The organism is Paracoccus sediminicola, from assembly GCF_027912835.1.
In the GTDB taxonomy this organism is placed as follows: Bacteria; Pseudomonadota; Alphaproteobacteria; order Rhodobacterales; family Rhodobacteraceae; genus Paracoccus; species Paracoccus sediminicola.
Window position 1 is genome coordinate 1316510 of the sequence record NZ_CP115768.1, and the last position, 11706, is coordinate 1328215.

The following is an 11706-nucleotide window of genomic DNA, read 5'->3' on the forward strand; positions in this document are numbered from 1 at the left end:
CAGTTAGACGTTTGATGACGACGCTTTGTTGCGACGCTCACGGTTTCGTGACCTGAAACGGGTGCCGTCCGCAGCCCCGCCGGGCGCCGATCGGGCGGGTTGCACCCTGCCCCCGCCCGGTGCATCCTGCCCCGAACAAGCCGGAGATCCGACGATGACGCCACCCCATGCAGAGCTGAAGGATCTGCTGGGTCGTGTCGTGCTTCGCGATCGTGCCGCCTTTGCTGAACTGTATCGTCTGACCGCGCCGAAACTTTTCGCGATCTGCCTCCGTATCCTCAAGAACCGCGAAGAGGCCGAGGATGCTTTGCAGGATGTGTTTGTAAAGATCTGGCATAGCGCCGACCGCTACCAGCCGCAAATCGCCAGCCCGCAGGCATGGATGAACACCGTTGCGCGCAACCATGCCATCGACAAGCTGCGCGCGCGCAAACCCGGCGGCGGCGATCTGGACGTGGCCGAGACGCTCGCCGACGAGGGGCCAACCCCCGAGCAGAGCGCAGAGATCCGTTCGGAAGGGCGGCGCATCGAGGCCTGTCTGGCCAAGCTGGAACCAGACCGGGCCGACGCGGTGCGCCGTGCCTATATAGAAGGGGAGAGTTACATCGAGCTGGCGGAACGTTATGACGTGCCGCTGAACACCATGCGAAGCTGGCTGCGCCGCAGTCTGATCAAGTTGAGGGAGTGTCTGACCAAATGATCGACGGCAACCCGAAACTCGATCCGCGCGACATCGCCACGGCAGGGGAGTATGTGCTCGGCACGCTGCCCCTGGCCGAGCGCGAGGCGTTCCGGCTGCGGCTTCTTGACGAGCCGACCCTCGCCGAAGAGGTCGCGCGGTGGGAATCGCATCTCGATCCGCTCGCCGACGAGGTCCGCCCCATGGCCCCGCGTGAGCAGATCTGGCAGGGCGTGGAAACCCGGCTGTTCGGCAAGGCCGTCGCGTTGCCCGCGCGCGCGGGCGCGGCGCTGTGGCGGTGGATCGCCATCGGCGCGGTCGGTGCGACGCTGGCGCTCGCCTCGGTGCTCTGGCTGGGGATGCCGCGCCAGCCCGACGGCGCGGGCGAGATGTGGGTCTCGGACATGGTTTCGGAAGATAGCGAAGTGCGGCTGACCGCGCTTTATAACGACGAAAATGGCGAGATGCGCGTCTCGATGGACGGGCGTGCCCCGGGTGAGGGCCGCGACTATGAGCTGTGGCTCATCCAGGGCGACCGTGCGCCGATCTCGCTGGGGGTGATGCCGCGTGGCGGTCAGGCGGCGATGCCGGTTCCGGAAGAGCTGCGCACCCTCGTTGCCAACGCCACCATGGCGATCACCGACGAGCCCGCCGGCGGCGCACCGGGCGGGGTCGCGACGGGGCCGGTGGTCGCGCAGGCGGCAATGCGGCGGATCTGAGCCGGGCCGGCACCGCCCGGTCGGCGCAACGCGCCATGCTGCAAGACGCCTTAACGGCCCCGATCCACCTGCCACGGCGCGCCGCCGGCCAGTTCAGCGGCCAGATGGTCGATCATGGCCCGCAGCTTGGCCGGCATGGGCGTGACCGGCGGCCAGACCGCCATGATCGGCAGGGTGCGCGTCTCAAGATCTGGCAGCACCGGGACCAGCCTGCCCGCCCGCAAGGCATCGGCCAGAATGAACCCCGGCAGCATCGCGATGCCAAGCCCCGCCTCGGCCATGTCGCGCATCGCTTCGCCGTTATTGGCGGTGATCCGGCTGGAAACCTCGGGCGAGACGATCCGCCCGCCCTGCCGGAACTGCCACATCGCCGCATCCGACAGATGGGTATAGCTGAGCACCTCGTGATCGCGAAGATCGGCGAGGCTTGCCGGGCGGCCCCTGCGGTCGAGATAATCCGGGCTCGCCACCACGATCTGCCGGTCCTCGCAAAGTTTCCGCGCCATCAATGCGCCATCGCGCGCCTCGCCGATGCGCAGACCCATGTCGAACCCCTCGCGCGAGAGATCGCGGGCGCGGTCGTCATAATCGATGCGCAATTCCAGCCCCGGCTGCGCGGCAGCGAAGCGGGCCAGGATCGGAGACAGATACATCGTCCCGAAACTCATCGGCGCGGCGATGGACAGGGTCCCGCGCAGCGGCGCGGCGCCGTCCATGTCCCAGGCGGCGCTTTCCGCGGCAGCGACCAGCTCGGTCAGGGCGGGGCGCAGCCGTTCGGCAAGACGCAGGGCCGCCTCGGTCGGGGTGATGCGCCCTGCATTGCGCCTGAACAGCGCCGCGCCGATGGTCGCCTCGAAATCGGAAACACGCTTGCTGACCACGGATTTCGACAGGTTCAGCCGGGCTGCCGCGGCGGTCACGGTGCCCAGTTCCAGCACGGTCAGAAATGTGTCGATCTCATCCAGGGAATAGCGCATGGCGCAACCATATCAGCGCCGCGCGCGTTCGCAATTGCCGAACGCGGCTTTCGGATCCTTTCGACTGGCGAGACCGGCTGCGCCGCCCGATATCAATGTCAACGAAAGGAGGCCGACCATGGATCTCACCGGCATTCACCACCTGACGGCAATCACCGCCGACGCCCCGGCGAATAACCGCTTCTATACCGAGACGCTCGGGCTGCGGCGCGTCAAGAAGACCGTCAACCAGGACGACACATCCGCCTATCACCTGTTCTTCGCCGATGGCGCAGGCAGCCCCGGCACCGATCTGACCTTTTTCGACTGGCCCGTCGGGCCGGAGCGGCGCGGCACCAACTCGATCAGCCGCACCGGGTTGCGCGTGCATGAGGACAGCCTCGATTACTGGGCCGAGCGGCTGCGCGGCGAAGGATTGACAACGGGCAAGATCGTCACGCTCGACACCCGCGCGAGTCTCGATTTCGAGGATCCTGAAGGGCAGCGTTTCCGCCTGACCGCTGACCTGCCCGGCGAAGCCCACCCGTGGGAGCGCAGCCCGGTCCCGGCCGAGCATCAGATCCGCGGACTCGGCCCGATCACCATTTCGGTGCCGGATCTCGAGATGACCGAGGCGGTGCTGACCCGCGTGATGAACATGCAGAAAATCCGGGATTATCCGAGCCCCGACGGAGCTGGCCAGGTGCATGTCTACGCGATGGGCGATGGCGGCCCCGCGGCAGAGCTGCATGTCGCCGTGCAGCCCGAGCTTCCGGTGGCACGGCAGGGTGCGGGCGCGGTGCATCACGTCGCCTTCCGCACCCCGGATGTCGGGACGATCCACCAATGGGCCGAGCGGCTGAACCAGTTCCGCATCCCCTCTTCGGGCGAGGTTGAACGCTATTATTTCCGCTCGCTCTATTTCCGCGAGCCGGGCGGCAATCTGTTCGAGATCGCGACGGACGGGCCGGGCTTCGATGTCGATGAACCCTTCGAGACGATGGGCGAAAGCCTGTCCCTGCCCCCCTTCCTCGAGCCGCGCCGTGCGCAGATCGAGGCCGGGCTGAAACCGCTCGACTAGGCCAGATACGAACGGGCCGCCGGGACTGAACCGGCGGCCCATTTCGTCATCGCGTCTTTCGTCCGTCTTGCGGGCGCAGATAGCCGAGAACCATCTCCGCCGCCTCGTCGGCGCGGCGGTTCAGCCAATCGGCATCCATCGGCAGTCCAAAGACGACCCGCAGCGTGTGGATATTCGACACCGGAAAATAGCAGAGCGAGGCGATGAAGACGTAGAATTCGACCGGGTCCACATCGTCGCGGAACACCCCCGAAGCCGCGCCGCGCTTCAGCACCGTCTGAAGCCGCTCGACCAGGATCGACTGGACGTCCTTCGCATCCTCCATCCGCCGGATCGTCTCGCCGCCGAGCAGGTTTTCCGTGTTCAGCATACGGATGAACCAGGGCTTTTCACGGAAATGGTCCATGGTGAACCGGACCAGCGAGCGAATCGCGTCTTCGGGACCGAGATCGTCCAGCTTGAGTTCGCGCTCGCCCTCTCGGATCTGGACATAGGCCTGCTTCAGCGCCGCCGCGTAAAGCCCGTCCTTGTCGCCGAAATGGTCATAGATCAACGGCTTGCTGACCCCGGCAGAGCCTGCGATCCGATCCACCCGCGCGCCGGAATGCCCATAGGTCGAAAATTCCTCCAGAGCCGCCTGAAGGATCAGATTGCGGCTTTGTTCGGCATCGCGCGGGCGGCGCGCCTCTCGGGATTTCGGGCTTGCGGTCTTCATCGGCGATAATTTGTCCTCACAATCGGGCTGATATAGCCGAGCGCCCCCTGCGCGGCAAACAGGTGCCGCCGCGACCGGCGGGCGCGTGCCACGCCCGCCCGCTCAGCACACCGTGCGGGCGCGCTCGATGATGGTTTGCATCACCTCATCGGGGTCGCGCGTCCACCAATCGAGCGCCGAAAAGATCTCGACCTCGTTGAGCCCGTCAAATCCCTCGGCCTCGACCAGCCCGCGCAGATACGGAATGTCGATCACCCCGTCGCCCATCATGCCCCGGTCGGTCAGCAGATCGCGGGTCGGCACCAACCAGTCGCAGATATGGAAAGCCATGACCCGGTCCTTGCCGGCGCGAGCGATCTGTCCCGCAAGCTCGTGATCCCACCAGACGTGATAGACATCCACCGCGCAGCCGATCCCCGGACCCAGCCGGTCGCAGATGTCCAAAGCCTGGCGCATCGTGTTCACGCAGGCGCGGTCGCCCGCATACATCGGGTGCAGAGGTTCGATGGCGATCTTCATGCCGGTCTCGCGGCCGTAATCCAGCGTGCGGGCCAGCCCCTCCTCGACGAGTTTCCAGGCCGCCGGCAGGTCGCGGCTTGCCGTGGGCAGGCCGCCCACCACCATGACCAGACATTCGGCCCCGATCTCCAGCGCTTCGTCCACGGCGCGTCGATTGTCGTCGATCACGGCCTGATCGACGGCACCGCTGGCGGTAAACCATCCGCCGCGGCACAGGCCCGAGACACGCAGCCCGGCATCGCGGATGGCGCGGGCGGCCTGGGACACTCCCATCTCTTGCAGCTTGTCCCGCCAGGGCGCGATGCCTCCGAAGCCATGCCGCGCGCAGCCTTCGATGCACTGCGCCAGGTTCCACTGCTCGCGGAGCGTCGCCGTGTTCAGCGACAGCCTGTCCGGTGTCAGCCCGCTCATGGCTCCACCCCCCGAGCGGCAAAGACCGGATGCGCGCGAGCGGCGGCCTGTTCGGGATCGGTGAACAACCCTGCCGCATTGGCCAGGCGGACGATCTCGGCCAGATGCTGAGTCGAGCGGGTGCTTTCCTGCCCGCCGATCATGGTGAAGTGATCCTGATGCCCGTTGAGATAAGCCATGAACACCACCCCGGTCTTGTAGAACCGTGTCGGCGCCCGGAAGATATGGCGCGACAGCGGCACGGTCGGGGCAAAGGTGGCGTGGTAATCCTCGACACGCCCCCCGGCGAGCTGCGACAGCGCCCGCGCCGCCGCCCCGGCGATGGGATCGAAAATGCCCAGAAGGGCGTGGGAATGACCGTGCTCGTCGCCTGCGATCAGATCGGGATAGTTGAAATCATCGCCGGTATACATACGCACGCCTTCCGGCAGGCGGCGGCGCATCGCGATCTCTTTTTCCGCGCTGAGCAGGCTGATCTTGATGCCGTCCACCTTGTCGGCGTTTTCCTGGATCACCGATAGCGCCGTATCCATCGCCGCCATGTGATCGGCGCTGCCCCAATAGGCTTCAAGCGCGGGGTCGAACATCTCGCCCAGCCAATGCAGGATGGCCGGTTTCTGCAAGCCGCCAAGCACGCGCGAATAGACGCGCATATAGTCATCAGGCCCTTGCGCCGCCTTGGCCAGTGCGCGGCTGGCCATGAGGATCACCTGACTGCCAGTCGCCTCGACCGCCTCGCATTGCTCTTCATAGGCGCGGATCACATCGTCTATGCCGACCTCCGGCCCTGGGGGGAGGTGATCCGTCCCCGCGCCCGAGGCAATCAGATGCCCCGCCGGACCGGCGATCTCCATCGAGCGGCGGATCAGTTCGAGCGAGGTCGGCCAGTCGAGCCCCATGCCGCGCTGCGCGGTGTCCATCGCCTCGGCCACGCCGAAGCCCAGCCCCCAGAGATATTCGCGAAAGGCCAGCGTCCGGTCCCAATCCACCGCCGCATCCAGCCACGGATCGGCTTCGGCCAGCGGATCGGCGACGACATGGGCCGCAGCAAAGGCGGTGCGGGTCCAGTCGCCGGTCGCCTCGGGCGCCGGCCCGGCCTTCAGCGTGACAGCACCGCCCGGAAGGTTCAGAACCGGGCCGCTCATAGTCCGAGATCCTCCAGATCGACCCAGCGCCGCTCCTTTGAGCTCTGATATCCCGCCTCGGCCAGCTGAACCCCCTTTGCACCCTCGGCCAGTGTGTAGGACCACGGGCCATCCTCGACGACATGGCGCAGGAACTGTTCCCACTGCACCTTGAAGCCATTGTCGAAATCGGTGTTGTCGGGGACCTCTTCCCAATCCTCGAAGAAATCGAGCGTCTGCGGCATGTCGGGATTCCAGACCGGTTTGGGCGTGTTGACGCGATGCTGGCTGACGCATTTATGCAGCCCGGCCACGGCAGAGCCATGGGTGCCGTCGATCTGGAACGTCACCAGATCGTCGCGGCGGACCCGTGTGCACCAGCTGGAATTGATATGGGCCACGATCTCGCCCTCCGGCCCGTCCAGCAGGAAGGTCGCATAGGCCGCGTCATCGGCGGTGGCCTTGTAGCGCTCGCCATCCTCACCGACCCGTTCGGGGATATGGGTGAAGCCCAGACAGCTCACCGATTTCACCGGGGCGATGACATTATCCAGCACATAGCGCCAGTGGCACAGCATGTCCGAGATCATCCCGCCGCCATCCTCGGCACGGTAATTCCAGCTTGGCCGCTGCGCGGGCATCCAGTCGCCCTCAAAGACCCAATAGCCGAACTCACCCTTGACCGAGAGCATCCGCCCGAAGAACCCGCTATCGCGCAGCCGCTTCAGCTTGATGAGACCCGGCAGGTCCAGCTTGTCATGTACAATGCCGTTCTTGACGCCTTTCGCCCTGGCGTGCCTGGCAATCTCGACCGCTTCGGAGAGGCTTTCAGAGACGGGCTTCTCTGAATAGACATGCTTGCCCGCATCGATTGCCTTGCGCAGCAGGCCCGGCCTCATCTGGGTAGAGGCGGCGTCGAAGAAGATCGTATCGTCTTCATTCGCGAGGGCCGCGTCCAGATCAGTGGTCCAGCGCTCGACGCCATGCGCCTTGGCCAAAGCCTCGATCCTGGCCTCGCTCCGGCCCACGATGATCGGGTCGGGCATAAGCCGGTCGCCATTCTTCAGGCGCAGCCCGCCCTCGTCGCGGATCGCGAGCACCGAGCGGATGAGATGCTGGTTCATCCCCATGCGGCCGGTGACGCCATGCATGATGATGCCGATTTTCTGAATGCTCACCTTGGTGTCCTTCCCCTCTGATTCCATCTTTGGATTTCGTTGTTTACCGATTGGCCGGATGAAGACGCAGCTCAGCCATCTGCGTCCGTCCCGGTTCCTGTCACGACCGCCTCCGAGGCGCCGAAGCCGGGCTGATCCAGCGACGCGATGCCGACAGCGCCGTCCCGGATGCGCAGCCGGATGCCGTCGCCCGAGCCGTCGAATATGTCCGGATGCCGCTGGCGCAGCCGCGCGGCCTCTCCTGCTGGCGCGCCTTGCAGACCGCCCGCGAAATGATGCCCGTTGCGCTCGACATCGCGCACCCCGCAGGCCGCCATCATGGCGCTGTCCTGCGTCCAGCAGAGGCCGGGCTGGCAGGTCAGATCCTCACCGCTCAGCAGAGCGTCCGTGGTGCGGGCGCGCGCCATGTTCAGCAGCGCGCGCAGCACGCCCTTGCAGCTTTTGATCGAGGTGCCCGACCAGCCGAGATCAAGCGCGCGGGCAAAGCTGTCCTCGCCGTCATCGCTTTCGTCGATCACCAGCTTCGCGCCGAAATCATTCCGGGTCCGCAGCGCTATGTCGCGGTCGAAGGGCTGTTCGTAGAAACGGATATGCCCGGCCAGCTCGGCCAGATCGGGCGCGGCCACCCGGTCGAGCAGCTCGCGAAACGCGTCCGGCACGTATTGTTCATTCGCATCCAGCGTCACCCCGCCCGACATGCGACCGCGCAACAGTCCCTGTATGTCGCGCAGCCTGGCGGCGTCGGCGCCCGGATCGCCTTTGAGCTTGATCTTCCACGCTTCGATCCCGGTTCGCGCGGCGACCTCGCTCAGCGTCACCGGCAGATCGTCCTGCGGCGCGTCTTCGGGTCGCTGGCGCAGCGGCGCGTCGAAGCCGACCGTATGCCGCAGCACAAGCCGATCCGGGGCCGAGATACCACGCAGCGCGGCGACGAAATCCGCAGCAGAGAGATCCGCCGGCAGATGTGCGGACAGGCCGAAAAGATCCTCTCGCGCCGCGCGCCAGAACGGCAGCCTCTCGGCGCGGCAAACCGCGTCGATCAATGCCATCTCGATCAGTGCCGGGCCGAACCCCGCCGCGAGAGCGGGCATGCCGTCGCCAAGATCGCCAAGAACCCCCGCCCGCAGATCGGCCGAAACAGCCGCGACGCTGCCGCGCAGTTCCGGGGCCAGCCGTGCGGCGACGGCACTGCTCTGCCGCAGCCCGTCAACCGTGTCGGCATTCGACAATTCCGGGCGCTTGTCGAACCAGCGCGGCACCATCAGCTGCGCCGAGCAACCCGCGACCCGAACGCCGCCGGTCTCGACCAGGATCTCGCAATAGATCTCGGCGGTGTGGCGGACCTCGGTGCTGCCGAACTGGAAGGGCAGACGCATGGCGACGGGACGTTCGGCCAGCGTGACCGAGAGGATGCGCATCCGGGCAGCGTCGGTCATGGCATCCCCCTTTCGCAGGCGCGCATCGTGGCGGCCCCGATGGCCGCGGTCACGCGCGCGTCGATGATCGTGCGGAAAGGCTCGACCCCGATCGGATGCGGCCAGCCGCTCTCGACAATCGCCGAGACAATCTCTCCGAACGGATCGTCGCCCGCGCCCGGCGCGCCGCGATTGCTGTCATTGGCGTGTATATGCGCGATCAGCCCCGTGGGCGCCCAGTGCCGGATCAGCTCGGCAACCGGCGGTTCGGTCCGGCCCGCAGCACTGATGTCGATCATGGTGCGGAAGGCCGCGTTATCGACCGCCGCGACAAGCCCCGCGCCCTCCGCGACCGTGTTGATGGTGGCGGTCTCGTGACGCGACAGCGGCTCGATGCAATAGGTCACGCCGCGCTGTTCCGCCTCGGCGGCGATGGGCGTGAAAAACTCCGCCAGATCGGCGATCAGCGCCTGATCCGTCATCCCCTCGGGGCGGATGCGCTGCTGCGGCGAGCCGTGCACCGCGACCCGCCCGCCGAGATCGGCGCAAAGCCCGACCAGACCGATCAGCACCTCGGTCGTCTCGGCGCGCATGGCGGGATCGGTGATCGACAGATCGGGATAGCCGCTAAGCAGCCAGTGCAGCCCGGTCACGCGCAGCCCCTGCCCCTCGATCACGCCGCGGATCGCGGCACGCTTGCTGGCCGGCAGAAGATGCGGCGCCGGACCGAGCGTCGAGGGCGCCAGCTCAAGCCCGACATAGCCCAGATCGCGCGCAACACCGCATTGCGCGGCAAGCGACAGCCCCTCGGCGGCGAGCAATTCGTTGCAGAGCGAGAGTTCAAGCATTGCCATTCCTCGAAAGCCGCGATTTCAGTGCCGCGACCCGGCGGCGCAGGAAGCCGAAATTCGACAGGATGGCGATCACGATCACCGCCACGAGAAAGGCCGAGATCGGGCGCGTGAAGAATGGCGTCAGATCGCCATCGCTCAGCGTCAGGCTGCGCCGAAGATTGGTGTCCAGCATGGTGCCCAGGATGATGCCAAGCACCAGCGGCGCCATCGGATATTTCATGAGCCGCAGCACGAAGCCGAGCAGCCCGAAGGCGACCATCACATAGACGTCGAACATGCGCTGCGACAGCGCATAGGGGCCGATCACGCAAAGCGTGAAGACCAGAGGCATCAGATAGGCATAGGGCACGCGCAGCACCTGCACGAAAAGCCGCGTCATGCTGAGCCCGTAGATCCCCATCGCCACCGTCGCGAGGATCAGCATCGCGCCCATCAGGCTGATGAATTGCGGCTGTTCGATCATGATCATCGGGCCGGGCCTTATGCCGTGGATGAACAGCGCCGCGATCAGCACGGCGGCGCTGGCCGATCCCGGCACGGCCAGCGTCAGCGCCGGAATGAGCGAGCCGGGCACAACAGCGCTGTTGCCGGTCTCGGCGGCGGTCAGCCCCTCGGTGCTGCCATGTCCGTATTTTTCCGGCTCCTTGCTGATGCGCTTGGCGGCGGCATAGCTGGACCAGGCGCCGATATCCTCGCCCACACCGGGGATCACGCCGACCAGCGTGCCGATCACGCCCGAGCGCAGAACCGTGACGCGATAGCGCCAGAGATCCGGCAGCGAGGGCATCACCCGGTCGGATTTGTCGCGCGTCGCCGCCAGCTTGCCCTGACGGTTCCACATCGCGGTCATGATCTCGGCCAGCCCGAAGACACCGACCATCGCCGGGATCAGCTGGATGCCGCCATTCATCTGCTGGGTCGGCGAGAACCGCACGAAGGCGTGCAGCCCCTCTGACCCGATCATCGCCACCATCAGACCCAATATCCCGGCGATATAGCCCTTGATCGGCGGCGAATCGACGGTGAGCTGCCCCGAGATCAGCACCCCGAACAGCGCCAGCCAGAACATCTCGTAACTGCCGAATTTCAGCGCCAGCTCGGCCAGCGGGGGTGCGATCAGCACAAGGATGAGGATCCCCACCAAAGTGCCCAGAACCGAGCCCGCCGTGGCGATCCCCATCGCCTGCCCGGCTTTCCCCGCGCGCGCCAGCGGATACCCGTCCAGCGAGGTCGCGGCACTGGCCGGCGTGCCGGGAATATTCAGCAGAATGGCGCTGCGCGAGCCGCCATAGATGGCGCCCATATACATGCAGATCAGCACCAGCACCGCGGCGGTGGTATCCATCGAATAGGTCAGCGTCGTCATCAGCGCCACGCCCATCGTCGCGGTCAGGCCGGGCAGCGCGCCAACCAATATGCCGAGCAGCATCGACCACGCGACATGCATCAGCATGGTCGGAGTCATCAGGCTCCACAGCGCGGCGCCCAGATCGGCAAGCCCGCTCATGGCAGCCTCACGAGGAAGGCTTCCTCGAACAGCATCGTCACCCCGAAGGCGGCGATCAGCCCATAGGCCGAGGCCATCGCCAGAAGCTTCGCCGCATCGGCGCGACGCTCTGCACCCGACAAGGAAAACAGCGTGGTGAAACAGGCGATAAAGATCGCCGTCGCCCAGAAGAAGGGCAGCCAGCCGACCAGCACGAGCGCATAAGCGCAGCACAGCGCCACGGTCAGCCAGAGCCGGCGCATCGATCCGCCCTTGTTCAGCCTCTCTGCCCCAGCCTCACTGTCCTCATCGGCCTGAATCCACAGCAGGACCGCGCAAAACGACAGCGCCGCGCCAAGCAGCATCGGCATCAGTCCCGGAATGGAAAGCGGATGAATCTGCCGGATCTCCAGCCGGTCCATGTTCCATCCGCCCGCCAGCATGGCGATGCCGAGCGCGAAGAACACATATGCGGTCAGCCGGTCGGCCTTTGCCATTTTCATGGCAGCTCCCTCGTCGATCATGGTCAGGTCAGAAGTGGCGGCGGGTGCAGCCTGCCCCGCCGCCGC

At 66.2% G+C, this 11706-nt stretch carries 12 protein-coding genes; 3 read left to right on the forward strand and 9 right to left on the reverse strand.

Annotated features, from left to right (window positions below; all coding sequences use genetic code 11):
- The first annotated feature begins 154 nt into the window (after nt 1-154).
- Both PAF18_RS06485 and PAF18_RS06490 read left to right on the forward strand, forming a co-directional pair.
- Nucleotides 155-700: a sigma-70 family RNA polymerase sigma factor gene (locus PAF18_RS06485; protein ID WP_271117785.1), complete on the forward strand. Its 546-nt coding sequence runs from the start codon at nt 155-157 to the stop codon at nt 698-700.
- Nucleotides 697-1398 carry an anti-sigma factor gene (locus tag PAF18_RS06490; protein WP_271117786.1) on the forward strand — a complete coding sequence of 234 codons (702 nt, stop codon included), beginning with the start codon at nt 697-699 and terminating at the stop codon, nt 1396-1398. Before PAF18_RS06485 ends, PAF18_RS06490 begins: the two co-directional genes overlap by 4 nt.
- Nucleotides 1399-1448: 50 nt before the next feature.
- On the opposite strand, the gene PAF18_RS06495 is transcribed toward PAF18_RS06490, so the two are convergent.
- Entirely contained in the window at nt 1449-2375 is a 927-nt protein-coding gene (locus tag PAF18_RS06495; RefSeq protein WP_271117787.1) for a LysR family transcriptional regulator, read from the reverse strand.
- Nucleotides 2376-2493: 118 nt separating this feature from the next.
- Here PAF18_RS06495 and PAF18_RS06500 point away from each other — a divergent pair, with 118 nt between their 5' ends.
- Entirely contained in the window at nt 2494-3435 is a 942-nt protein-coding gene (locus PAF18_RS06500) for a ring-cleaving dioxygenase (RefSeq protein ID WP_271117788.1), read from the forward strand.
- Between the two features lie 46 nt (nt 3436-3481).
- Here PAF18_RS06500 and PAF18_RS06505 read toward each other — a convergent pair whose 3' ends face one another.
- From PAF18_RS06505 to PAF18_RS06540, 8 genes are all read right to left on the reverse strand, one after another.
- On the reverse strand, nt 3482-4150 hold the full coding sequence (locus PAF18_RS06505) for a TetR/AcrR family transcriptional regulator (protein ID WP_271117789.1): 669 nt from the start codon (nt 4148-4150) through the stop codon (nt 3482-3484).
- 102 nt (nt 4151-4252) lie between these two features.
- Nucleotides 4253-5080, reverse strand: a complete 828-nt coding sequence (locus PAF18_RS06510; RefSeq protein WP_271117790.1) for a sugar phosphate isomerase/epimerase family protein — start codon at nt 5078-5080, stop codon at nt 4253-4255.
- Nucleotides 5077-6225 carry a dihydrodipicolinate synthase family protein gene (locus PAF18_RS06515; protein ID WP_271117791.1) on the reverse strand — a complete coding sequence of 383 codons (1149 nt, stop codon included), beginning with the start codon at nt 6223-6225 and terminating at the stop codon, nt 5077-5079. The genes PAF18_RS06510 and PAF18_RS06515 overlap by 4 nt, the downstream gene beginning before the upstream one ends.
- Nucleotides 6222-7382, reverse strand: a complete 1161-nt coding sequence (locus PAF18_RS06520) for a Gfo/Idh/MocA family protein (protein WP_271117792.1) — start codon at nt 7380-7382, stop codon at nt 6222-6224. Before PAF18_RS06520 ends, PAF18_RS06515 begins: the two co-directional genes overlap by 4 nt.
- A 71-nt stretch (nt 7383-7453) precedes the next feature.
- Entirely contained in the window at nt 7454-8818 is a 1365-nt protein-coding gene (locus PAF18_RS06525) for an enolase-like domain-containing protein (protein WP_271117793.1), read from the reverse strand.
- Entirely contained in the window at nt 8815-9645 is an 831-nt protein-coding gene (locus PAF18_RS06530; RefSeq protein ID WP_271117794.1) for a sugar phosphate isomerase/epimerase family protein, read from the reverse strand. The genes PAF18_RS06525 and PAF18_RS06530 overlap by 4 nt, the downstream gene beginning before the upstream one ends.
- Nucleotides 9638-11158, reverse strand: coding sequence for a tripartite tricarboxylate transporter permease (locus PAF18_RS06535; RefSeq protein ID WP_271117795.1), 1521 nt, complete (start codon nt 11156-11158; stop codon nt 9638-9640). Before PAF18_RS06535 ends, PAF18_RS06530 begins: the two co-directional genes overlap by 8 nt.
- A complete protein-coding gene (locus PAF18_RS06540; protein WP_271117796.1) occupies nt 11155-11640 on the reverse strand; it encodes a tripartite tricarboxylate transporter TctB family protein in 486 nt (161 codons plus the stop codon). Before PAF18_RS06540 ends, PAF18_RS06535 begins: the two co-directional genes overlap by 4 nt.
- Between the last annotated feature and the right edge of the window lie 66 nt (nt 11641-11706).